Raw genomic sequence first — 25,042 nt, forward strand, 5'->3', positions numbered from 1 at the left:
CGGGTCATAATTATTAGATACCCTCATCAGGCGATACTCACGTGGTTTTCTTCCGATGAGCAGGCTTGATATATACCAACTGTTGGTATACTTTAACCAGTTGTTGGTATATCAGGAGGTGTATGTATGTTTGTTCTACGAGGCGTACTTCGGGCGGAAAGCCAGGAAAAGGTGCTGATTTACCTTTTGCTTCGAGGGGCGGGGTATGGAAAGAGCATTGCAGAATTTTACGGTGTGCCAATTAATCCGATTCAAAAACAGCTGGCGCGTTTGGAGTTGGATGGCGTTGTCGTCAGCCAATTGGTAGGAAAAGTAAGAAATTATGAGTTAAATCCTCGCTACACTTTTTTGGAGCCATTGAAAGGGCTGCTTAAAGCCGCTATACCAGTCTATCCTTCCGATGTGATAAACCAGTTAACCGTTCAGCGCACACGCCCGCGTCACGCTGGTAAGCCTTTGGTTGAGGCTCGGAGTCGTGCAGACAAAAGTAAAAGTGCAGGGCAATGAAAGATTTTGGCAACACATCTATTACTGCGATGGCAGTTATTGTTGCAGAGCATTTAAAACAGCAAAACATCGAGGTGGTATTAGTGGGTGGATTAGCAGTAGAAATCTACACAGAAAACCTTTATCTCACCAAAGACATTGATCTGGTAAATACTAATTATCAAAAGCCGAGGCTATTGAGTCAATCAATGGCTGAGCTTGGCTTTCGTAAACAGGGACGTGTTTATATTAATGAAACCACCGATATTACCATTGAGTTTCCGCCCGGCCCGTTGGCAGTAGGGCACAATCTGATCAAAGATACCACTGTCGCTCATGTATCACACGGCAGCATTCCTATTCTCTACGCAAAAGATGTAATAAAAGATAGGCTGGCGGCTTTTATGCATTGGCAAGATAAGCAATCTCTAATCCAGGCGCTGGCGATTGTGTTGAAACACGCACTCAATATTGCGGCGTTTCGGGAATTTTGTGAACAAGAAGGTTCGGTATACACATATCAATTATTTGAGCGGCTCTACCACTGTGCGCTAGATGAGGGAATCCATACGATGGAACAGCTTGAAGCACTGTTAACCCAGATAATGCTTAATGAAATTTGATCGACGGTTGTTTGATGTCACCGATGTGATGATCAGGCACAATATGAACATATTGATTTCTATTTTTACATCAAGATTAAGGTAACCCCCACCCATCATGACCCCACGCAATTATTTATATCTGTTAAAAAAATACGACGAATACCAGCCGCAGATTGATCGGCTATTGGAGTCTATTGTCACCACGCTGGCGCCAAACAAGATTGCCAGCTCGCCGGAAGAGCTGGGGCAAGTGGTGGATAAGTTGTATAAGTCTTATCCCTTTGTGGAATTGTTGTACTGCCTTGATGAGCAAGGTTTGCAGACAACTGATTCGGCAGCGGCACCGGGAATTGCGGATTCCAAGCGGCGCGAAGCCGGTTTGGGATCGGATCGGAGTAATCGTGTGTATTACTCGGCAGCGCGGGATAATCACCGGGCGATTACGGTCACGTCACCTTATCTGTCGAGTGCGACTCACCAACTCGCTTTGTCGGCGGTGCAACGGTTTACCGCTGCCGATGGGAAAGTGAGTTATCTGGTGATAAATTTTAATCTCGAAAAATTGATCAGCTTTCTCAATGGCGACGAACTGCGCCGCCGGATTCATCCGATATTCCAGGTAGTCTACGGCATCATCGGTGTGCTGCTGGTGTTGGTGTCCGGCTTACTGTTGTACTCGGCGGGCAGCTCCCTGTTTGAAGTGATCTACAAGCACACCAACACCGCGACGCAAGCGTTCAGCACGGTGATTTTAATTACGCTGGGGCTGGCGATTTTTGATCTTGGCAAAACGATTCTTGAAGAAGAAGTGCTCTTGCACAAAGACATCCACCACCAGGGCTCCAGCCGCCGTACTATCAGTCGGTTTATGTCGGCCATTGTCATTGCGGTGTCGATTGAGTCTTTGTTGTTGATGTTCAAATCTTTGCTAGGTGACGCTACTCATTTGAATAGTGCGGTTTGGATGCTGATGGCGGCAGTGGCGTTGCTGGTTGGTTTGGGTGTTTATTTGAAATTAACTAACGATAAAGCCTGATTGCGTGTATGTAGAAGGTACTTTGCAATCCGTTTGTCATTAGACTATTGGTTTCGAAAACGCATAACAAATTGGCAGGACAGCCAATTTGCACAGCAAAGCTGCCCTTAGGGGGAGCCACAAGGATGTGGCGAATGTATCTTCCCTGTAGCTCCCTCAATTCATCCCTGAATTGAGGGTTTCGAAACCAATAGCCTAACGCCAAACTCCCATCGTGCGAACTTCAGAATCTGAATAAATTTCTGCTTACGAGGACTCACCCGTGGCAACGAAAACCAAAAGTGCATTTGTGTGTAACGATTGCGGTGCTGAATACAGCAAATGGCAGGGCCAGTGTACGGAATGCGGTGTGTGGAATAGTCTATCGGAAGTGCGGTTGGGACCAACTCCGAGTAATCGTTCTGCCAAGTTCCAGGGTTACGCCGGCGCAGCGGCTGGTGGCAATGTGCAGACGTTGGCGGAAATCAGTTTGACTGATCTGCCACGTTTCAGCAGTGGTACTGGTGAATTTGATCGCGTATTGGGTGGCGGTTTTGTACCTGGATCGGTGGTGTTAATCGGTGGGAATCCTGGTGCTGGCAAGTCGACTTTATTGCTGCAAACACTGTGCAGCCTCGCGCGGACTATGTCCGCACTTTACATCACTGGCGAAGAATCGCTTCAACAAGTAGCCATGCGCGCCCAGCGTCTCGGTTTGCCCACTGACAAATTACAAATGCTCAGCGAAACCAGTGTGGAAACCATTTGCGCGACTGCGCAAAAAGTCGCGCCCAAGGTGATGGTGATCGATTCGATCCAGGTAATGCATATGGAAGATATTACTTCCGCACCTGGCTCGGTGTCGCAAGTGCGCGAGAGCGCGGCTTATCTCACACGCTTTGCGAAACAAACCGGCACTGTGTTGATTCTCGTGGGGCACGTAACCAAAGATGGTTCGCTGGCCGGTCCGAAAGTATTGGAGCACATGATCGACTGTTCGATATTGCTAGAGGGCGACAACGATTCGCGCTTCAGGACTTTACGCGGTAATAAAAATCGTTTTGGTGCCGTGAATGAACTGGGTGTATTTGCCATGACCGAACAGGGCATGCGCGAAGTGAATAATCCCTCGGCGATTTTTTTGCAGCGCGCGGAGGATGTGTCATCCGGTTCGGTAGTGATGGTGATGTGGGAAGGTACTCGCCCGCTGCTAATAGAAATCCAGGCGTTGGTGGATGACAGTCATCTTGGTAATCCGCGCCGTGTGGCGGTGGGGATGGATCAAAATCGGTTGTCCATGTTGCTAGCCGTTTTGCATCGCCACGGCGGCATTATGGTTGGCGATCAGGATGTATTTGTGAATGTGGTCGGCGGTGTGCGGGTGATGGAAACCAGTGCGGACCTCGCCGTGTTGGTGGCGATTGTTTCCAGCTTTCGCGACCGCGCCTTGCCGGAAGACCTGATGGTGTTTGGTGAGGTCGGTCTCTCTGGTGAAATTCGTCCGGTGCCGAGTGGTCAGGAGCGTCTGCGCGAGGCGGCAAAGCACGGTTTTAAAAAAGCCATTGTGCCTTACGCCAACGCCCCGCGCGAAAAAAATCCCGGCATTGAAGTCATTGCCGTTAAAAATTTACAGGAAGCTCTGGACGCGTTGTAGCTTTTACGCGTTATGGCATAAAAGCTACACCAGATAACGATTCCAATGTCCGAATTGGCTGAGAATCTGGCCGCGCGGAATACTCAGGATAATCAATACAACGGCCACGATTAATGTCAGCGCCACAGATAATCCGCTCACATCAAACACAAACGGTGTTATCAGCAAGGCACTGGCCAAAGGAATAATTAAAAAACGCACTGGCCGCGCCATCTCGGCAAGCGCACAGACCCCGACGGTGACAATCAGTGCGCCGATCAAGTGGTCCCAGTTTGCCATACTGCCTTCATGCCCGAGTGTAACGCGGGTAAACATCAATGAAATACCCAGCAAAATACATAAAGCAAGGTTCCAGGGGAGGTCGACGCCGCCCCTGAAAAATTCGCGCAGAATATCGCCGGGCTTTTGCTCAAAATTATCATCCGTCGATTGCGGTTTGCCCTCATCGGTATCGCCGGTAAAAAATATTTTTAATACCGGTTTTCCTGCGTCATGCCGCCGTTTTAAAAATTGGCCGGTAGCGAGCAATTCATCCAGAGAATAGGGAATTTGAATTAACATCGCTGCTGCGGCAATTAAACACACCGTACACCAGGTGCCTAACAAAATCGGCTGGATGATAATAAACGTAATCGACACAATACCCAGCGGCACGATCATGATGCCAAACAACGTAACCAGCCAAGGCATGGTGCGCCAGCGTTTTTGCGAGCCGATAAGTCCGACCAGAATTTCCAACGCATACGTCATTGCACCCAAACCGGCATCCGGTACTGGCCAGGCTTCAGACAAAGGCGAAGTAATAATAAATTCTGTACCATTTTTCGGGCTATCGACGCCGGAAAAAAACGGGTCCCATACACCGTCGATATGCCCCAGTTGGTAAGCGGTCATATAACGGGAAATAAAAAAACCGATAAACGCTAAAATAATAATCGGTGCTCGTTGAAACCAACTGGATGGATTGCGATTCCAACCGGGTGGAATATCTGGCCCGGTCAAGGCGGCCACCGGTGAAAGGTTTGGTGTGGGTTTCGTCAATATGGCAAAACCTATGGCAAGCATGCCGACCAGTGTGTTGTTGAGATAAGCTGCGGCGCTGGGTGTCCAGAATGCGAGTGGTGCGAACAACAACCAGATACCGATGACGGCGCAACCCCAGCGCGCCCAACCCATTCGCCAGGAGAGCGACATACATGCAAGAACAATTAATAATCCACCGCTGATTGCATCGCTATAGGCCATGGGTGTGGCAACATAATTCATGGCCGGTGCAGAGGTAATGAGCCAGGCACCGAGTCCCATGTTCATAAACGAAGCCCAGATATTGCGATGATGCTGCCGGCGGTATTGCGTTTGATAGGTGTTTAATATGTCGTTGGGATTGCGTCCGTGTTCCCTGGCTTCAGTAGCCCAATCCGGCGGGGTAATTTTATTAGCAGCATACCAGTCCAGCGGAGCTTTTTTCATGTTTTCAATCATCGCTGGCAACACATCATTAAGTGCATGCTGTGGCTCCCACGCCAATTCGTCACGTGCGCGGCGAATATCCACTTCATAATGGTCCGATGCCATATCAATCATAAAGGCGCGGATAAAGGGTTTCTCACCTTTATCAAAATCATCCGGCACCACCGGTTCAGTTTTTTCCTCAAGCCACGCGCCCACTTTCGCAATAGGTTCGGGCACGGTGTAAGTGTGCCATTCCGATTCACCATGCAGTAATTCGCCAATACGGTTTTGCAGTGTGTCATAACTCAGACAAATGGGCTCACCGATCAACAAAGTATGTTCTTTGGGAAGTTCATGTCGGTGTTCGATGGTGCGCAAAAATGCCTGAACCATATCGTCTTTATGCAGGAATGCTTGCCCCGCCGCCGTATCGCCGGAATACAATTTGCCTTTTACCCGCCGCTCATAAATGCGCGCAATTTGATGCGAGAGTGTAGGCACGGCGGTATGTTCATCGTAAATACCGGCCAGGCGTAATAAGGTGTAGGGAATTTTTTGTGCATGTTGTTGAATAACCGCTTCGGTTTCTGCTTTGGATTTGGGATACGCCCAGCGCGGGTCAATAGGACTGGTTTCATCAATTTTTTGACCGGGCGAGCCAGGGGCATGAACCAGCATGGTGCTGGCATAAATAAAACGATTAACGGTGAACGCCTGTAAGGCTTCCAGAATCAGTTGCGTGCCCTGAACATTTACCTTTTCATACAGCGGCGACGCTTCGCCGGTAAAATCAAAATAGGCCGCCAGATGGATCACGGCGGCAACCTCATCGCCTTCTTCTTCAAGCAATTGTTGAAAAGCCTCTTTTACAGACCTGGCTGAAGTGAGGTCGATAGAAAAACTTTTTGCAACGCCATCGGCCGATTTTCTGTCGAGGCCAATAACGCGATAATCCTGTTTAAGTGCGGCAACCAGCGCTTGCCCCAAATTGCCGGCCGCGCCGGTGATGATGATCATCGGCTTTTGCGTTGACTGACTCATAATGTCATTCCCTCTGAACAGAAAATCGTTGCGCTGTTATGTTGTGTGGCTAACATAACAGCCAAAGAAAATTACAGGCTTCGAATTTTTAGGAAAGCAGGCGAGGATGTTTGTTCCATTGACTGAACAAAGTGCGGGTGATTTGAATCGGCGTGGTTTCTGTTGTGGCGTATAAGGTTTCTATTCGGAGACAGTTTTTAATTAAACTGCTAAGCGCCTTTGCCAAAAAGCCTGATCAGCAAAACGCTGTTCCCGATGATAGAGGTGGTGACGTAATCCGAGGTAGTGATTAAATTGCTCAAAAACCTGATGCTGGTATTGTGCAAGGCTGTCGGTGGTATTTTCCAGTAGGAAATCCGCAATTGCAGATCCGGCTAACTGGCCTTGTAATAACGATTTGGTGATGCCAGCGGAGGTAATCGAGTCGTAACTGCTGGCCGCATCGCCTACCGCCAACCATCGCTCACCGACACAGGCCGACAAAATGGCTGAACAGGCTGATGCGGTATGTAATTCACAATTATGCAGATAATCCACAGAAAGAAATTGCTTTATCCAGCGGGTTGTTGCATAGGTTTTTGACCAGTTGTTATCGTGCAGCAGATTACCTTCGCTGATGTGGTGCTTATCGGTGGTGAAAGACACAATGCATTGATCACCGGGAGTTTTTGACAGGTACCACCAACCTTGTTCGGTAGCTTCCACTAACGTATGACTGGGTAAATTTTCAGAACGCAAAGGAATGCGTGCATAAATGGAGATAACTTCGTCAATTACGTTGCGCGCAATCCCCAGACGACGCGCAAAGCCGGCACTTTGGCCGCTGGCATCCACGACAAAATCGGCGTGAATGCTTTGGATTTTTCCTTGCACAATAAAATCCAGAATAAAACCTTCGCTGGCTGAGCGCAGATTGTAGCCCTCATATAATCGCGCACCGCGTGCGCATGCAGCCTGCAAGAGGCTTGCATCAAAAGCAGTGCGATTTAAATGAAAACCGGTACCGCTGAGGTCCAGCATAAAATCATTCGCCACGGCTTGATCGCCACCCCACAACGACAAACTGCCGGTACACTCGCTGTGTAGGTCGTTGTCCAGAATATCGGCAATGCCCAACTCATACAAAATAGATGTCGCTGCTGGCGGAATGGTTTCGCCGACGTGCCAGCCTTTTGCCTTGGGCCGGTTAAACAGGCATACATCCACCGCACTGCAATACTCTTTCAACGCATTGAGTAATGCAATCGCCGTGGCGGAGCCCCCAGGCCCGCCACCGATGATTGCAATAGTTTTTTTTGCAGCCATAAACAATTATGCCGGCCCACAATTGTCAGGCGGAACATAGCCAGGTATTTCCGACGTTGGCCACGGCTCTACTGTCTGCCCGTCTGTGGTAAACAGGCTGGCGACTTCAAGGAATTTATCCTTCCCGTAATTGCCGCCCTTGCCGTCGGGAATTTGTGTCCCCTGAATCACAAAGCCCACTTTCTGCCAATTTTGCACAAAGTCAAAATAGCACTGGTAACGGCCTTCCTGTTGCGGGTAATCGCTGTGGGTGCCTTGTCCTTCGTTGCCGCGCACGCTGAATACCTGTCCGCCAAGATTCCATTTGCCGTTACTGTAAGTACATTGATCCGCCGGATACACATTCACCGGACGCTGCGCTGGCCAGGACCAGTAGAGCGTATTGTTGCCGGAAGGATTTGGGTCCGGTGTGTGTGTGGCACAACTGTTGTAATCCGTATGCCAGGGCAAGGACATAAATTTGCACAAATCACCGGGCTCGACTGCCACTGTGCGTAGCGGCACATAGCCTTCCTGTAAAAATGGTTGGCCGCTTGTGACGTTGCTGTAGTCCAGTGGTTGCATATTGATGCGGAAGGGGCCGGTTTCACCTTGCCATTGCTGCACGTACAAATTTACATCGCGCACGATAAACGTAAGGTCGATCCCAGGGGAATAGCGCCCTCCGAGGCAATTTTCCAGCACCACCTGATCCAGCTGTTCACCGAAACCGATTACCGGCGCCGCTGCCACGGATTTGCCGTCGTACCATTGCATCAATAAAAAATATTGTGTCGGTGTCAGGCTTAAAAAACTTTTCATTGCGTCGCCCAGTGCCAAAGGCATTTTTACACCTTCTGAATTCTCCTGGGGATTATTAGGATCGCGAATCAAGCTTTTTAAATTGGGGATTTTTTCTTTCGGGTTGTCACTGGGTTTTATAGAAGCCACAAAGTTGTGACCGTTTACACCGGCGCTTGGCAAGTTGGTATTCCAACGTTGCAGTAAGGCGCCGTGGAAAACCGGCATCACATGTTCGTCAAACGAGGCTGTGTAGTTGGTGTTGTAACTGCCGTTGGCATGCATTGCCGGAATTAAATTTAATTGCTCAACCCAGGTGGAAAAGGCATCGTCCCAGGTGGACACCACATTGCGGGTTTGCGGTGCAAAACCGGGGTCGGTACATACCACCCAACCGTGAACTACTGATGCCGTTGATCCATCATTAAAAACAATGGTGGCGGTGACTGGACCATCGGAGGTGTCGTCAAACCATTTATCGTTATCAATGGCATCGTTGAGCGCGGGTGGTTTGCCGTCTTCCACAATGCCGCTGGCGCGACCATATCCACCAAGCACAATCAAACGCCCGGTGTTGGCTTCGATGGTCATCTCGCCCAGTGTGTCAATCAGCCCCCGTGGATTAAAAGTGCCGAAATGATCACTGGGAAAACTGAAAGGGTAATGAGTGACATGGCAGATATTGCCAGTATTATCCGTATAGGTGGCTGGTGTCGTGGCATTAAAGTGCAGTGTGGCCGCGCCGTTGGTTGAGGCGGACAACGCGCGTGGCCCGGCATCAATCACCAGCTTGGTTAATCGCTCCGGGTTAGACGGATTGCCAGGTATTAATGTTTCATTGCGCACTGGCGGTGTCTTGCCGTCTTCATAAGCAAAAATACCTTCCTCTTCCTTGTTCGCGCTGGTAATGGTGTAGTTGTTCGCTTTTTTATTGGCGAGGTGAACCTGCCAGACAATGTCCTTAATGGTTTTTCCGTTGACTACATCACCGATCTTTACTTCGCGGCCTGGATCAGCGGAAGGATAAACACTCTGCGGCGTGTCGTAAGCATAAATACGAAAGCGTGCGGCCTGGCGTTTGGGGTTTTGCTGGCTATCGCGCAAATCGCTCGCTTCAATAGGTGTGTTCTCGGTGCCGGTTTTAATCGGTAATCCACCGAAGATTCCATTTTGCTTATCCACTAATTTTCCGGCCGCGGTTTCGGGGGCAAGATAATAATCTTCACTGACGCCAACGCGGGAAAAATTAATACTCGGGTGAACTCTGAAATAGGTATTCGACATGATTCAGCTCCTCAATCTCGATTATTGTGCGTCCGTGGTGTCTTGTGACCAGAAATAAATATTCTGGAATGCGTGGCTGATATTGATATTCAGCGCGGGCAGCGGCGCAAGGTCGGGGTTGCCCGGAAAAGCCTGCATGGTGTTATGGCAACGGAAACAATTGTTCATGGTGCTTTGGGTTTGGGTATAGGTTTCAATTGTTGCGTTGGATAATTTCAGAGAACCGGTGAGGTCGCCATCGGTCGCGAGGGACATATTAGGTCGAAGTTCGCTAGCATTCGGTCCAAACCAGATAGCCCCCACTTCAAAATAATTGCGCCAGACGTCGTCCTCGTCGAGGTGCTTCAATGCATCGGCATTCAAACTGGCAATGTTGGCATCATTTTGCTGGACGTTAGAATTCTCGCTGTTGGGATCATTGCCGAATTCAAATTGGCGGCACGCCTGGGTTGACGGACGTAACAATTGTGTGGCTTCATCGAGCGTTAATTTATTGGTGTTGGCGTAATTAACATTACAGTCCTTGTATTGGGTATTGGCTTTATAAAAGGTCCAATCCTGATCGGACACAACCGTTGTCGGTGTGACATTGGCAGGAACCACTGGCGCATTGCGTTTATGTTCAAACGTGGCCCAGATCATCTCGGGATGATTTTCAACAACACCAGCGATATGAAAGCCCACCAGAGCGAGTTTAACTTTATCGCGCTGGTTCGGGTCGACAACGATCTTGCCGTCTTTATTCACCAGTTTGTTGATTTCGCCATCCATGGTGAACATATCGGAGACATCATCGCCGGGCTGCACAATTTTCCACGAAACTTTGAGCTCCATAGTGCCGTCCGGGAAATTAGTGGTTGGATTAAACTGCCGCACCACCGCAGGATCAGTTAATTTGTTACGCAAAATAAATTTCACAAAATTGCTGTCGATGTGTTGCGAGTAATAAATGGCGCGACCCTGTTGGTCCACCATGATGCCATCTGTTCCGGCTTGCAAAAATTCATTGAAAGACTCCGGCGTATTACTCTTTTGCATGCGCGGTATCATGCCGCGATAAGGCACATCATCAATCAGTGAATTGGGTGAAGAGAAGGACAGGAACAACGGCTTGCCATTCACCTCTTTGGTCAACCACAAAAATGCCTGCCAGGACCATTGGTGAAATTTACAGTTGCTGTTAAACCCCGTGGTGCCGGGTTCAGGTGTTTGCGAATGGGGAAACCAACTGGGATCGGATTGGCAATCGGCAAGAGCGGCTGGCGCGCTACACCATAGTGCCAGAGATAAAATAATGATACCGGGACTGGACAGAGAGGATACACGGTTCACGGCTAACTCCTTTAGTACAGATTTATGTGGAAATTAAAAACACATAAACACTGTAGACGCTAAACCTTGGTGTAGATATTTCACGATATTACATATTCGGAAATAGCAGCATCTTCCGCAAACATTAAACGAAAAATTATTTTATATGGCGCACAATGCCGAATTGTGGCCTTGACAGAATAGAAATAAAAATTTACGCCGGATTACTCGTCAGTATGTGCGAGCAGCAGTACAAGTAATTGTTTATCCATCTCAGTGGCAGGTCGGTGTTCAATACCGAGGACGTGGTCGCGGATATGCACAATTTCTCCGTGCATGTTGAGGTTTTTTTTCTCCGCTTCGTGCAAGCCAATTTCTTCACTGTCGATGAAGAGTTTGATCTGGTCGCCCGCGCGTAATAAATGTTCGCCCAATAATGCAATCCGCGCGCCGGTCATAGACATATCGAGGATATGAACTTCCCATTGTTTGGTGGAGTAAGCTAGCTGTGCATAAGCACGCATAGGAAAGCGTGGATGATTGCGACGGTCGGCGGGATTGTTATTATCGGTCATGGTGGTGTCTCAAATGGTGGCAATCAATTCCGTCAGTTCGCGCTCTGTGGCAGAGGGATCATCAAGATTTAATTCAATCAATCGGCGCAGGTGACCGATGCTTTCCATATCGATCGATACACACTCCAGCCCGAGCAGTTCATTTTCCTGGTGAGCGGGCTGAAGGATCATATCGATATTGGCCTGATCCGAAAGGGGAATGTTGGCGGTCAGGGTTAAGTGCATGTCGTAATCGGCGGCTGCCGGCATCTCGACAAGGACACCCTTGAGTGAAATATCCAATAATTTGCCATACCATTGCTGATCGCCCTGCAACAGTGTGATGGGCGTTGAAAAATTCACGCGGCTGAAACGACGTCTTTCGCGGTGTTCTGTCATAACCTGTTAATACCTCTAACGTTGCACCCTCAATCCTGCACGTGGGGCAGGCTGTCTTTAGTGTAGACCTTTTATGGATATTGGCCACAGGCCGGTTTGCGTGCGCAACGATGGCAAACCTATAATCGCGCATCCTCAGGGGCTCCCCGGATTTGGTATAGACAACAAAAGGTTCGATTATGGTGGAAACAGCGGCACAACTGCGCATTGGTATTGATCTGGGCGGCACCAAAACCGAGGTCATCCTGCTCAGTGGCGCAAATGGCGAACTGTTTCGCACGCGTATCCCAACAGTGCGTGATGACTATGCAGCCACGATAGCCGCGATTGCCGGGCTGGTAGCCGACGCTGAAGCCGCTGCCGGTATCGGTAATTTGCCGGTGGGCGTGGGCATTCCGGGTACCGTTTCGCGCAAGAGCGGGCTGGTCAAAAATGCCAATTCCACCTGGATTAACGGCAAACCGCTCCAGCAGGATTTGTCGCACCACCTGCAGCGCGACGTGAAAGTCACCAACGATGCCAACTGTCTGGCAGTCTCCGAAGCCACTGATGGCGCCGGCAAGGGCTATGACCTGGTGTTTGCCGGTATCCTGGGGACCGGCTGTGGTGCGGGCCTGGCCTGGCGTGGCCAACCGCTTGTGGGGCCAAACGGTGTGGCCGGCGAGTGGGGTCATAATCCTTTGCCCTGGACTTCGCCTACTGAGTTGCAGGCGCGCCCCTGTTACTGTGGTAAGACCGGATGCCAGGAGACCTTTTTATCCGGCACCGGCCTGTGCCTGACCTATCAGCGCTTGACCGGCGAAAAACTTACCGGCCATGAGATTGTAGCGCGAGCTGCTGACGGCAACAGCGCGGCCATCAAGACCCTGGACGATTACTTCGACGCATTAGCGCGCGGCCTGGCAGCAGTCATCAATGTACTGGACCCGGATGTGATTGTCCTCGGCGGCGGTGCATCCAATATCGCGCAGATTTATTCAACCGTGCCGACCTTGCTGCCGCGTTATGTATTCGGTGGTGAGTGCGACACGCCGATTGTGCAAGCGGTGCATGGCGACTCCAGCGGTGTGCGCGGCGCAGCCTGGTTAAATCCCTTGTGATACGTTTACGTTTTTTCCTCAGTGTTGTGTTGTGCATGCCCTTGGTGAGCCATGCCACGCCGCAACGCATTGCGTCATTAAATTTATGTCTCGATCAATTGTTGCTGGCCTGGGTGCCGAAGCAGCGTATTGCTTCCGTCACCTATTTGTCGGCGAATCCGCAATTGTCGACGGTGGCCGATCAGCTCGATGGCTTGCATATCAATCATGGTTTGGCAGAAGAACTGATTCCCTTGCAGCCGGATTTAATTATTGCCGGCGAATTCGGTGCGGGCGATGCGGTGACCTTGTTGGAGCGTTTCGGTTATCCCGTGGAGCGTATCGCGTTGCCGCGCACCTTGAATGACATCATTACGCATCTGGAAGCTGTCGGTAATTTGGTGGGTGCTCAGAAACAAGCCGCGCAGATGGTGGATGAATTGCGGGCGCAACTGGCGGCGTTGGATGCGCAGCCTAGGTTGATGAACAAGACTACAGCGATCTGGTATTCGCCCAATGGGGTGGTGGCGGGCAGCGATACGCTGGAGCATGAGTTGTTGATGCGCACCGGTTTTCACAACCTGGCGGCGGAGCAGGGGATTGTGAGTTTTGCGCAGATGGATCTGGAGCAGTTGGTGGTGGCGCAGCCGGATGTGTTGATTGTGGAAGGTGGTTATGTGCAGGCGTTTTCGGTGGCGCGGGAGTATCTGGAGCATCCGGCGTTGAAGCGGAATAGTCGGGTGATTGAGTTGCCGGCGGCGTTGTCGGTGTGTAGTGCGCCGGTGGTGGTGGATGTGTTGCGGGCTTTGCGGTGATTTTTGTGCGTTCAATAAATTTTAGTGTGTTAATTATTTTTCTCATCTTCCTGTTGTTTGTCAGCAGTGTGTTTGCATTGCATGTTGGTATGGCGGAGATATCGGTTTGGCAGGCGTGGTGGGATTTGTGGGTGGATGAGCGCAGCTTGGCGGAGGTGGTGGTGTGGGATATTCGGTTGCCGCGGGTGTTGTTGGCGTTGCTGGTGGGCGCGACGTTGGGGATGGCGGGGGCGGCGATGCAGGGGTTGTTGCGGAATCCTTTGGCAGAGCCGGGGATTCTCGGGGTGTCTAGCGGTGCGGCGTTGGGGGCGGTGTTGGTGTTGTATTTTGGTGTGGCGGCGGGGGCGTGGTATTGGTTGCCCGTGGCGTCGATCACCGGAGCGTTTGTGGCCTTGTTATTGGTGTATGTCTTGGCGGGTTTGCACAGTAGTTTGTTGGCGTTGATTCTGGCGGGTGTGGCGATTAATGCGATGGCGGGGGCGTTGATTGCGGTTGCGTTAAATTTTGCGCCGAGCTTGTTTGCGATGCAGGAGATTGTGTTCTGGATGATGGGCTCGTTGGCGAATCGCAATATGAATCATGTAACAGTGGCCTTGCCGTTTATTGTTGTTGGTTGGTTGTTATTGTTGAGTCGCAGCCGGTATCTGGATGCCTTGAGTCTGGGTGAAGACAGTGCGCGCTCTCTGGGTTTTCACACGCAGCGTGAGCGGGGTATTTTGTTGTTGGGTTTGGCGTTGTGTGTGGGGGCTTGTGTGGCGGTGAGTGGCAGTATTGGTTTTGTGGGTTTGGTGGTGCCGCATTTGCTGCGTCCATTGGTAGGCTATCGGCCGGGCCGTTTGTTGGTGGCCAGTGCGTTGGGCGGTGCTTTGTTGGTGTTGCTGGCGGATATCCTGGTGCGGCAATTGGATATCGCGCGGGAATTAAAGTTAGGTGTGGTGACATCGCTATTGGGTGGGCCATTCTTTTTGTTATTGATTTTAAAAACGCGCAGTCGGTGGGTGTAGATCATGTTAAGTGCAGAGAACCCCAACCAGAATTTTTGTCAGTTACACGCTGATAACCTTCACCTGCAATTCAAGTCGAATCCCATCTTGCAAGGCATTGATCTGCAATTATCCAGCGGTGAGTTTGTCGGGTTGATCGGCCCTAACGGCGCGGGTAAAAGTTCGTTGCTGCGTGTGTTGAGTGGTTTGTTAACGGCGCAGCAGGGTCAGGTAACTTTGCAGTTACCGCAGGGCAACAAAAAAAATATTGCCGGGATTCCTGCGCAAATTCGTGCACGTTTTTTAGGGTATTTGCCGCAACAGGAAAAGCCGGCCTGGCCGTTAACGGTTGAACATCTCGTTGGTTTGGGACGTGCGCCCTGGCATAAACCGATGGGAAATAAAAGTACGCAGGATCAAACCGCTGTTGAGCAGGCTTTGCAATTTACAGATTTACAGGCGTTGCGCGAGCGTCCGGTAACCGAATTATCCGGTGGTGAGTTGCAACGCTGTTTGTTAGCGCGAGTGTTTGCCGGTGAGCCGCAACTAATTCTCGCTGACGAACCCATTGCGGCGCTTGATCCTTATCATCAATTGCAGATCATGGAATTGTTACAAGCACATGCACAAAAGGGCGGCGCGGTGATGGCGGCATTGCATGACCTGAGCCTGGCTTCGCGGTTCTGCAAGCGATTGATCCTGTTGCACCACGGCCGCGTGGTTGCCGACGGTGCGCCGATTGCCGTGCTGACGCCGCAAAATCTTGCAGAGGTTTATGGCATTACCGCCCACGTTGATTGTCGTGATGATGGGGTGGTGATTATTCCCCGGCAAAGAGCAAATTAATACGCCTCTTGACTCCCTCCCCCTAACCCCGTAACTTGCGCGCCGAGGTGTCTGATGGCCGCGTTATCCGGCCAGGATCAGAGTAAATGGGAAGCCGGTGCGCGCACTTTGCGCAATCCCGACACTGCCCCCGCAACGGTGAACATCTTCGCGATGTGAGTCCGATACCAGCCTCACAGGACCTGCTTGCATGTCCACTCACACGCACGATGTAGCGGAGGGCTTCATCGGTGGTAATCCTGTGTTGACCATCGCTGGTTTTTGTACACATTTTTTCCACTTATCCCTCCCTCAATCGCCTGTTTATCCTGATTGGGGAATCATATGTCCACTGTTTATTTTTCGCGTGCGCCTTTAAGCGCGGCTATCGTTTTACTCTCCGCCAGTCTTGCCGCGCACGCGGTAGACGAACCCAAAATCGAAAAAATCTATGTCAGCGGCACGCGTAGCGAAAGCCCGCAATTGCCCCTGGCAACCACCATCACCGTGATTGATCGCGAACAAATTCGCTTGAGCGGTGCAACGCAAATCGGTGAAGTGTTGCGCACGCAAGCGGGCATTCAATTGCAGGATCTCGACGGCAGCGGTGGCCGCAGTGTGACGATCGCAATGCGCGGTTTTGCGTCCAATGCCTCCAATAATACTTTAGTGATGGTAGACGGTCGCAAACTCAATAATCCCAGCCTCGCCAGCCCCTCGTTAAATACCATCGCGTTGAAAGACGTTGAGCGTATTGAAATTGTTCAAGGCAGTGCCGGTGTGTTGTACGGTGACCAAGCCGTGGGCGGTGTGATTAATATCATCACCCGGCGTGCGGTGCGTGGTGAAATTCACGGCTCGGTACAAGTGTTGGCGGGCAGTGATAACCTGGAAAGCTATACCGCCACGGTGAACCAGGGGTTCAACAATGGCTTGAGTTACAACGTCTCTGCACAAAAACGTCAGGCCGATAATTATCGCGATAACAATCAGGCTGATTATGAAAACTTTCTGGGTAATCTGCGTTACGATTTTGCGCGCGGCCATGTGTTTGTAGAAGGCCAGCGTATTGATGATGAACTGCGTTTGCCAGGCCCTCTGAGCGATGCCGAAGTCGAACAGGATCGCCGCCAGACCAACAGCCCGAACAATTTTGCCAATCAGGAAACAGATATTGTGCGTGTTGGTGGTGCAGTCGGTTTGACCGAACAATGGCAACTATTGGCAGAGTATGCTGATCGCGATGAAGACGCGCTGTCGTTTTACGGTTTTGGCGAGCCGAGCTTGCAGGAGTTACGCGTAAAAAATATTACACCGCGCCTGATCGGTCGCTTGCCCACCACTAATGGTGATGCGGTGATTACCCTCGGTTACGACAAGGTGGCGGCGGATTATCTTGTCGCAGCTCGCTCCATTAACGTCGAACAAGATATCAACGGCTTTTACGGCCAGATTATTTATCCTGTGACGCGTGCATTGGCTGTTACTGCCGGTACGCGTTATTCGGAAGTGAAAGATCGCGATATTACTGCCAACGAAACCCATAAAGACGATCTCAGTGCTTATGAGTTAGGCGCGAATTATCAGCTTAACGATGCATGGCGAATCTTCACTCGCTACGCGGAAGGTTTCCGTTTTGCCAATGCGGATGAAAATGGTTTTACGCTGCCGGAGGTAAATTTCCTTGAAACACAAACCAGCGAATCTTATGAAGCTGGTCTGGGTTGGCAAGGCAATGCAGCCAACGCAACCGTCACGGCTTATCAAATGACCGTTGATAATGAAATTATGTACGACCCGATGTCGGGCACCTACGGCGCCAATATCAATCTGCCGGAATCCGAACGACGCGGCCTGATGCTGGATGCGGATATTGATCTCAGTGCACAACTCGGACTGCGCGCCAACTACACCTTTACCGATGCCGAACAAACCTCCGGCAGCTTTGATGGTAAACAAGTGCCGTTTGTAGCAGAACATACCGCTAACATCGCTATCGTGTTCAGCTTTACGCAGCAACTCAGCGCATACGTGGATGCGAGCTACACCGGTTCCCGCTATCGTATCGGAGACGATGCCAACACCCAGGGCGAAGTGCCATCCATCACGGTATTCAATGCCAACCTGCTCTGGTCAATCCAGGATCTGGAATTGGGTGTACGCGTCAAAAACCTGACCGATGAAACCTATTCGGATTACGTGGGTTATTCACCTTTCGGCGGCAACTACGAATATCCGCAGCCGGAGCGTCAGTACGAGGCGAGTATTAGCTATCGCTTTTGATGAGCTCAACGAAGCGCGCCCGTTTAAGCGGGTGCGTTTCATTCTTACGGCGCCTGGCTGACTTAGCGCGCTCACTGAAATTTCTTTGATAATTTATCGTCTTTTTTAGTGCGCATTTCTGGTGCGCCGTGTTCCGATGTTTCGTCTCTTGACGCTCCGTTTTTCGCCTATACGTGCGGGGCTTTCTGATTTCCCCTTTGGAAGGTTAAGTAACCGGGCAGCTATTTTCCTGATTTGCCTGATCAATCTGCTTTTATCCCTTCTTCGATTTCCCCTGCCGCGTCTGATTCTCCATTTAACCCATTTTGGTGCAGGTAATGGTGCATTTAAATATATCGCCAAATTAACCTTAAAAACACCAATGTCAACGTTGTCATATGTCATTGACAACGTTGACATAGCGATGATAGCTTCTCAGACAGGTGGCACAGGAAACATTAATAAAGGCTCGGATAGCGGTTCCGGATGGTAAGTGGAAGCGAGTAGTTGCAGTACAAACAACGAGACCAATAGTGATTTTTCAGAGGATAGTTAGCATGAACGAAGCAAAACACAGAACACTGCCGGGCAGATCCCTTTTGGCGCTGGCAATTCTTGCAGTATCTATGCCGAGCCTGGCGCAGGAGGCTGTCGAGAACGAGGGCCCCTTGGAAGAAATTGTGGTTACAGCTCAATTTCGTAAAAGCCTGCAAGCAGCCATGGACGTAAAGCGAAATGAAGTCCGTGTAGCGGATGCGATTTCTTCAGAAGATATCGGGAAGTTTCCCAGTGAAAATATTGCTGAAGCAATCCAACGGATTCCCGGGGTTCAAATCTCCAACGTGAACGGTCGGGGCTCAACCATCAGTGTGCGTGGATTGGGGCCGCAGTACGCCAACACGACCTTGAACGGCCAAAATTTTAAAAGCGCTGACTTCACCAGCGGTTTTCGCTTCGACATTATTCAAACCGAACTTGCTTCGGGTATTCAGGTTATTAAGTCACCCACGGCGGATCTCGATAGTGGCGGCCTGGCGGGAACTATCAATATCAATACCGCGAAACCGCTTGATCACAATGAGCGCAAAGTGGTTATGTCGCTCAAGGCGCAAGAGTCAGAGCTGTCACCTACGGGCGACATCACACCCAAGGCCAACATTACCTACATCGATCAATTTATGGATGGCACTCTGGGCGTATTTTTGAATGCGGGTTATCAGGAATTGGATGACCGCGTCGACAACTTTTGGATGGATCGCTGGTTTGTTGATGGCGAGGGTACCGCTGACGAAGTTTACACGCCGCGCCGCCCACGCTACCGCCGGATTGATCGCGAAACTGAGCGGCATATGTTCAACGGGACTGTGCAATGGCAGCCTAATGAATTCTGGGATTTAAGTTTAACCGGAGTCTATGCGTCCGATGATATTTCGCAGGACTTGAACCAGCAGGTTTTTCTATTCAATGCTGATGAGATCACACCAATTGGTGAGCCGGTCAATGGTACTTACAATACCATCCAGATTAACGACTTTACGCTGGAAAATAATCGCCAACTGGAGGAGCGTGATTTAACCAGTCAGGCGATCACTGCTGATGCGAAATGGACTGATGATGTATGGGAAATCAAAGGCGTATTGCATTACACCGCTGGTGAAGCGAACGAGTCAGAAGAAGCGGCAATCCTTGCAACCATTATTCCCGAGGCCTACCTCGACATCAGTGATCGCAATAATGTGATCTTTGAAATATCGGAAGATCTTGCTGATCCTGCACTTTACCCGGCGGTTATGCCGCGCAATGAATATCCCAATGGTGCCACTCGCTACATGGAATCCGACGAGACGTCGTTTCAATTGGATTTCAAGCGCATGTTTGAGGATAGTGTGTTTACCTCAGTGTCATTTGGTGCGAAATATCGCACTGAAACATTTGACCGCGCAGTTTACCGTAGGGATCGTGCAGCCATTGGTGATGCTGCGCCGGAAGATTTGCCTTCCATGGCCGAAACCGGCTTTTTGGTGACCGGCTTTCTCGACGGCAACATGTCTATACCGCATTCCTGGATAGCGCCAAATATTCAAGCGTATCGTGAGGCGTTGATCGCGGAAGGTGCTGACGTACCGGTATTCTTTGCCGCCCAATCGAGCTACAGCATTGATCGCGATGTGTTTGCGTCTTACGTCATGACGGACTTTGCTGGCGACCTTGGCAGCATGCCATTCCGGGGCAATATCGGTGTGCGTTACGAAACAACGGATCGGGAATTGAATACTTACCTGACGGGCGACACCAATCCTCTAAACGAGGAAATCAGAGAGGTTGTCGGCGAGTACACAGCGCCTTATGACTACGATGATCTGTTGCCAAGTTTCAACTTTGTGCTGGAAGTGACTGAAGATGTGCAGGTTCGCTTTGCTGCGGCGAAAGTGCTGGTGCGCCCGATTATTACCTCCAGAACCCAATTGGCTGCGTCAGAAACATCCAGTGACAATTCAGAAGGTACGCGTACATACGACATTAATCTCGGGCAGCCAAATATGAAAGCCATGACAGCAAATCAGGCGGACATTGGTGTGGAATGGTATTACGGCGAGGGCGCAGGTTTGACCTTCAATGCCTTCTGGAAAGACGTCAAAAATGGTGTAGTCAGTGATCTGATTTGCCCAGCTGAATACGATGGCACAGCGTTAAGCACATCCGGTACAGAATGTGTGGATGCGGCGGGTAACTTCTACAATATCACCAGCACCTACAACGATTCTTCCACAGTGGGTATTGATGGTTATGAGATAGGTTGGAACCAGTCACTGGATGATTTATTACCTCTCGATGGTTTTGGCATTACAGCCAACTACACCAATATTTCCGTGGATGAAAGTGAAGGTTATACCCTGAGCAACTCATCCGAGGAAACCTGGAATTTCACCGGTTATTGGGAAAACGACACCTTCAGTGCGCGCGCCTCATTGAATCACCGCAGTCCTTACATTCAGGAAAATGAGGACAGCTTTTTTGCGCGCGAAGGACGCACTGTAGATTCACGCAATCAAATTGACGTTGTGTTGGGCTGGAATGTTAACGATAAGTTGAGCTTGTCTCTGGGTGCGTTGAATATAACGGGTGATGATGAAGAAGCTTATAAGGAGAATGAAAGCCGCTGGCAAACCACCAGCGTCATCGGTAGAAGCTATTACCTGAGCATGATGTATCAGCTGTAATTACGCCGGTTTTGATTATCTCCAGAAGATCCCGCTCTACGAGTGGGATCTTTTTAATTTACGAAATAAATCCGTTGATATGTCGTGTATTGAGGAATCAGAATAATGTTGAATTTTTTAAAGACGTATAAGCGCGTACTTTCACTAATGAGCTACGTGACGGTGCTGATGTTGAGTGTAGCCTGTTCGCAGACATCTGCCCCTGATCCTACTGGGGTGGAAAGTTTGGCCAGTCGTGCCGTATTGCAGCGATTGACAGGCGCGCCATTGGAAAATTTTCATTTTGAGTTGATTGAAGATGAGTCAGCGAATGATTGGTATGAGGTGACAGTAAAAGATAATGAGGTTTTTGTTGTTGCAACGTCAATTCCCGCGCTGACTTATGGCGGATATTCCTATCTGAATGATATCGGTGCGTTATCCGTCAGCTGGGAAGGTAGCCGGGTGGCCTTGCCGGATCAATATGAGAATCGCCAAGGAAAAAAAACGACGTCGCCTTTCTGGCAGCGCGTTTATCTGAATGTATGTGCTTATGGTTATACCATGCCCTGGTGGGACTGGGCGCGATGGGAAAAAGAGATCGACTGGATGGCTATTCATGGTGTGAATACGCCTGTCGCGATGGAAGGCCAGGAGATTGTGTGGCAGACCTTATGGAAAGAGTTTTCTATTACCGATGCTGAACTGAGCAACTATTTTTCCGGCCCCGCTTTTACCGCTTGGCATCGTATGGGCAACATCGAAGCACACATGGGGCCTTTGCCGCAAACGTGGATTGATAAAAAGCATGAGCTACAAACAAAAATTCTTCAGCGCATGCGTGAATTGGGAATGGAGCCCGTTGTACCTGCATTCGGTGGGTATGTGCCGAAACAATTTGCCGAAAAATACCCCGATGCCAAGATATATAAGATGGAGCCCTGGACGGGTTTCAAGGAAGAAACCTATTGGCTTGATCCTGCCGATCCGCTATTCCCGAAAGTTGCCAAACGGTTTATCGAAATTTACACCGCAACCTACGGTGAAAGTCGTTATTTTCTGTCAGATTCCTTTAATGAAATGCTACCACCCGTATCTGAAGAAAATCGTTACGCGGATTTGGCAGCCTATGGCGAAGCAATCTTCCAATCCATTAACCAGGCTGCATCCGGAGCAACTTGGGTAATGCAGGGCTGGATGTTCGGCGCTGATAAGGAGTTTTGGGATCTTCCGTCAATCGAAGCGTTTTTGAGTAAGGTTCCCAATGACCGCGCCATGATTCATGACATCGCCAATGATCGTTATGACGTATGGGAAGATGCCAATGCGTTTTACGGAAAGCCCTGGATCTTTGGTTACATCCATAATTATGGTGGCAGCAACCCGGTTTACGGTGATTTCAAGTTTTACCACCAGCAAGTCACCAAACTACTGCAAAAAAACAATACTGGCAATTTGTCCGGTTTCGGTGTTTTTCCGGAAGGTATCCACAATAATTCGGTGGTGTATGACTATCTCTTCGATGTGGCCTGGTCGGGCAAAACCGATTCGCTTGATGGCTGGATAAAACGCTATACCAATGCCCGATATGGACACACGTCGTCGTCGCTGCTTGATGCCTGGAAGTTGTTGGAGACATCGGTTTTTGAAACCAAATATTGGAACACCCGCTGGTGGGAAGGTTCGGCAGGCGGTTATCTTTTATTTAAGCGCCCGGAAGCGAGGTTAACTCAATTCTCCGGACATCCTGGTGATGTCAAAACCTTGCGCGCCGCTGTCGACAAATTGCTGACAATTGCATCGGAGTATAAGGATTCGCCACTTTTTCTTTATGATCTGGTGGATTTTTATCGCCATTATTTAACCCAGGAAATTGATGTACTTTTGCAACAGACAATTATCGCTTATCAACAAGGTAACATTGCGCAGGGCGATGCGAACTTTACCAAGGTAACACAGCTAACAGAGGGGCTGGATTTATTGCTGGGCTTGCAGCAGGAAAGCCTGGCCACCTGGATTGATGATGCCAAAGCTTATGGTGCGACGCCGGAAGAGTCCCTGCATTATGTGACGAATGCAAAAATGCAGGTGACAGTCTGGGGTGGCCCTAAACTAAAGGACTATGCCTCCAAGGCCTGGCAAGGTATGTACAAAGATTTTTATTTGCCGCGCTGGGATCAGTTCTTCTCAGCATTAAAAAAATCTGCAACGACAACAACACCTTTTGACGAGGAGCAGGTTCGCGCTGATATTGAAAGCTGGGAGCGTGCCTGGGTTATTGCCGATGATCCCTTTGTCAAAACGCAACCAGAGAATCCGTTAGCACTAATGGCTTCTCTGTTGAGCTTGTTGGATCAATAACGAGCTACTACGAAAGTGGATTGTTGTCTTTATGTAGGCTGTGGTTTTGATTGAAGATCAAGGCCACAGCTTTTTTGTTTTACTTCTGGCATCAGAGCCCTGTTAAAGGAATCCTCTAATGATACTGTCTCGTCGACACTTTATGAAAAATGCATCTGCGGCTGCTTTAGCATTTGGCGGTCTGCGTCAATCGGGCGCGCAAGCTCAAGTTTATGCAGTTGATCCTCAGCGAGGAATGGATCGGTTTGGTCAACTGCATCGCGACCCTGCTGGCATCCTGAATTTGCCAGCCGGTTTCAGCTACAACATTATTTCGCGTACAGGCGATCCCATGTCAGATGGATTGATTACGCCGAGTGCGCCGGATGGTATGGCTGCTTTTCCTGTTGCCAATCAGCCCGGGAAAAGTTTGCTGGTGCGTAATCACGAATTGGATTCTCTGGGTGAAGAGGTCGATGCTTTTGGGGGTAGCGAAGCCTTGGCACGTAAGCATGTGGGAAAGAAAGCATACGATTATTTTCATCGTAAATTGCCGGTGAACGGTGGCACAACCACCTTGCTTTATGATCATGTGTCCGGGCGTGTCGAGCGATCCCATCTTAGTCTTATTGGGACTGCGCGTAACTGTGCTGGCGGTCCTACACCCTGGAACTCCTGGTTGACTTGTGAAGAAACCCTGGTAACGGCCGCGCAAGGATTTGGACGAGAGCACGGTTACCTCTTTGAGGTACCTGCTGCACATAAAGGATTGGTTGATCCGGTACCTCTAAAAGACATGGGGCGTTTCCTGCATGAAGCAGCAGCGGTAGATAGCACCACCGGGGTGGTTTATTTAACAGAGGATTTTGATCGCGGCCTGTTTTATCGCTTCTTGCCGCGGCAGCCTGGCGAGTTAGCTAAAGGTGGCACGCTGCAGGCGTTGGTCATTCGGGGATGGGCATCGGCTGACACACGTAATCACACGGCAACTGAAATAAAATCTGATCGTATGCTGATGCCGCTGGATAAAAAATTTGAATGCGAATGGCTTGATTTGGACGCTGTCACCGCACCCGACGGTGATCTAAGTGAACGCGGCGCCTTGGCTGGCGCTGCTATTTTCTCCCGTTGTGAAGGGGTTGCTTTTGCTTTACGTCCTGACGGGCAACGTGAAATATTTTTTGCAGCAACGGGTGGCGGGCCTGAACAACTGGGTCAAATCTGGCGTTACCAACCCAGTCTATATGAAGGTACTGTGCGCGAGAAAGAAGCTCCGGGTACGCTGGAATTGATTTATGAAAGCCGACATCGTGCGCATCTTGAGGCATGCGATAATCTCACCGTTGCGCCGTGGGGGGACTTGATTATTTGCGAGGATAGCTATTCTGCCGATCCGACCATGGTGAACTATATGCGTGGACTCACTCCGGAGGGAAAAATATATACGCTGGCGATGAACGCTCATCCTGATAAAGGTGAATTTTGTGGGGCCTGTTTTTCAGCGGATGGCACCATTCTATTTGTTAATATTCAGCGTCCCGGCATGACCCTCGCGATCACCGGACCTTGGGGCAGTCTGCGCAATACTGCCAACTCGTAGTCCGGTTATAGTCCAGTGATGCCAGGGATGGTTTCGCTGCTGCGTGTGATTA

Annotated in this window: 19 protein-coding genes and 1 riboswitch; of the genes, 13 read left to right on the top strand and 6 right to left on the bottom strand. The window is 50.0% G+C overall.

Annotated elements, in window-relative coordinates:
• The first annotated feature begins 126 nt into the window (after nucleotides 1–126).
• The 4 genes from CBR65_RS19275 to radA all read left to right on the top strand — a co-directional run bounded on the left by CBR65_RS19275 (nucleotide 127) and on the right by radA (nucleotide 3,760).
• Nucleotides 127–507, top strand: a complete 381-nt coding sequence (locus CBR65_RS19275; RefSeq protein WP_087468361.1) for a hypothetical protein — start codon at nucleotides 127–129, stop codon at nucleotides 505–507.
• Nucleotides 504–1,109, top strand: a complete 606-nt coding sequence (locus CBR65_RS19280) for a hypothetical protein (protein ID WP_087468362.1) — start codon at nucleotides 504–506, stop codon at nucleotides 1,107–1,109. The genes CBR65_RS19275 and CBR65_RS19280 overlap by 4 nt, the downstream gene beginning before the upstream one ends.
• A 97-nt stretch (nucleotides 1,110–1,206) precedes the next feature.
• Complete coding sequence (locus CBR65_RS19285) at nucleotides 1,207–2,127, top strand: hypothetical protein (protein WP_087468363.1); 921 nt, start codon at nucleotides 1,207–1,209, stop codon at nucleotides 2,125–2,127.
• Nucleotides 2,128–2,389: 262 nt separating this feature from the next.
• Nucleotides 2,390–3,760, top strand: coding sequence for a DNA repair protein RadA (radA, locus tag CBR65_RS19290; RefSeq protein WP_087468364.1), 1,371 nt, complete (start codon nucleotides 2,390–2,392; stop codon nucleotides 3,758–3,760).
• Nucleotides 3,761–3,784: 24 nt separating this feature from the next.
• Here the strand turns inward: radA and CBR65_RS19295 are convergent, their stop codons facing one another.
• The 6 genes from CBR65_RS19295 to CBR65_RS19320 form a co-directional block, all read right to left on the bottom strand.
• Complete coding sequence (locus tag CBR65_RS19295; protein WP_087468365.1) at nucleotides 3,785–6,253, bottom strand: NAD-dependent epimerase/dehydratase family protein; 2,469 nt, start codon at nucleotides 6,251–6,253, stop codon at nucleotides 3,785–3,787.
• Between the two features lie 201 nt (nucleotides 6,254–6,454).
• Nucleotides 6,455–7,558, bottom strand: a complete 1,104-nt coding sequence (locus CBR65_RS19300; RefSeq protein ID WP_087468366.1) for an NAD(P)/FAD-dependent oxidoreductase — start codon at nucleotides 7,556–7,558, stop codon at nucleotides 6,455–6,457.
• Between the two features lie 6 nt (nucleotides 7,559–7,564).
• Nucleotides 7,565–9,622: a LodA/GoxA family CTQ-dependent oxidase gene (locus CBR65_RS19305; protein ID WP_087468367.1), complete on the bottom strand. Its 2,058-nt coding sequence runs from the start codon at nucleotides 9,620–9,622 to the stop codon at nucleotides 7,565–7,567.
• Nucleotides 9,623–9,643: 21 nt separating this feature from the next.
• On the bottom strand, nucleotides 9,644–10,954 hold the full coding sequence (locus CBR65_RS19310) for a hypothetical protein (RefSeq protein WP_087468368.1): 1,311 nt from the start codon (nucleotides 10,952–10,954) through the stop codon (nucleotides 9,644–9,646).
• 203 nt (nucleotides 10,955–11,157) lie between these two features.
• The gene (locus CBR65_RS19315) at nucleotides 11,158–11,508 is read right to left on the bottom strand and encodes a PilZ domain-containing protein (protein ID WP_087468369.1); all 351 of its coding nucleotides are present in this window, start codon (nucleotides 11,506–11,508) and stop codon (nucleotides 11,158–11,160) included.
• A 9-nt stretch (nucleotides 11,509–11,517) separates the two neighbouring features.
• The gene (locus tag CBR65_RS19320; protein WP_087468370.1) at nucleotides 11,518–11,886 is read right to left on the bottom strand and encodes a PilZ domain-containing protein; all 369 of its coding nucleotides are present in this window, start codon (nucleotides 11,884–11,886) and stop codon (nucleotides 11,518–11,520) included.
• Between the two features lie 179 nt (nucleotides 11,887–12,065).
• Between CBR65_RS19320 and CBR65_RS19325 the strand changes: the two genes are divergently transcribed.
• From CBR65_RS19325 to CBR65_RS19360, 9 genes are all read left to right on the top strand, one after another.
• Entirely contained in the window at nucleotides 12,066–12,986 is a 921-nt protein-coding gene (locus CBR65_RS19325; protein ID WP_198300811.1) for an ROK family protein, read from the top strand.
• Nucleotides 12,983–13,780, top strand: coding sequence for an ABC transporter substrate-binding protein (locus CBR65_RS19330; RefSeq protein WP_157672159.1), 798 nt, complete (start codon nucleotides 12,983–12,985; stop codon nucleotides 13,778–13,780). The genes CBR65_RS19325 and CBR65_RS19330 overlap by 4 nt, the downstream gene beginning before the upstream one ends.
• Before the next feature lie 5 nt (nucleotides 13,781–13,785).
• Nucleotides 13,786–14,784 (top strand): iron ABC transporter permease, encoded by a 999-nt coding sequence (locus CBR65_RS19335; protein WP_232461255.1) that lies wholly within the window; start codon nucleotides 13,786–13,788, stop codon nucleotides 14,782–14,784.
• Nucleotides 14,785–14,787: 3 nt separating this feature from the next.
• Nucleotides 14,788–15,609 carry an ABC transporter ATP-binding protein gene (locus tag CBR65_RS19340; protein ID WP_087468372.1) on the top strand — a complete coding sequence of 274 codons (822 nt, stop codon included), beginning with the start codon at nucleotides 14,788–14,790 and terminating at the stop codon, nucleotides 15,607–15,609.
• Between the two features lie 28 nt (nucleotides 15,610–15,637).
• Nucleotides 15,638–15,800: riboswitch (cobalamin riboswitch) on the top strand.
• Nucleotides 15,801–15,933: 133 nt separating this feature from the next.
• Entirely contained in the window at nucleotides 15,934–17,871 is a 1,938-nt protein-coding gene (locus CBR65_RS19345; RefSeq protein ID WP_087468373.1) for a TonB-dependent receptor, read from the top strand.
• A gap of 136 nt (nucleotides 17,872–18,007) precedes the next feature.
• Complete coding sequence (locus tag CBR65_RS22190) at nucleotides 18,008–18,343, top strand: hypothetical protein (RefSeq protein ID WP_157672160.1); 336 nt, start codon at nucleotides 18,008–18,010, stop codon at nucleotides 18,341–18,343.
• A 64-nt stretch (nucleotides 18,344–18,407) separates the two neighbouring features.
• The gene (locus CBR65_RS19350; protein WP_087468374.1) at nucleotides 18,408–21,071 is read left to right on the top strand and encodes a TonB-dependent receptor; all 2,664 of its coding nucleotides are present in this window, start codon (nucleotides 18,408–18,410) and stop codon (nucleotides 21,069–21,071) included.
• A gap of 105 nt (nucleotides 21,072–21,176) precedes the next feature.
• Nucleotides 21,177–23,411, top strand: coding sequence for an alpha-N-acetylglucosaminidase (locus tag CBR65_RS19355; RefSeq protein WP_198300812.1), 2,235 nt, complete (start codon nucleotides 21,177–21,179; stop codon nucleotides 23,409–23,411).
• A 142-nt stretch (nucleotides 23,412–23,553) separates the two neighbouring features.
• Nucleotides 23,554–24,990 carry an alkaline phosphatase PhoX gene (locus CBR65_RS19360; RefSeq protein ID WP_198300813.1) on the top strand — a complete coding sequence of 479 codons (1,437 nt, stop codon included), beginning with the start codon at nucleotides 23,554–23,556 and terminating at the stop codon, nucleotides 24,988–24,990.
• Nucleotides 24,991–25,042 lie beyond the last annotated feature (52 nt).

It is taken from the genome of Cellvibrio sp. PSBB006 (genome assembly GCF_002162135.1).
GTDB lineage: Bacteria > Pseudomonadota > Gammaproteobacteria > Pseudomonadales > Cellvibrionaceae > Cellvibrio.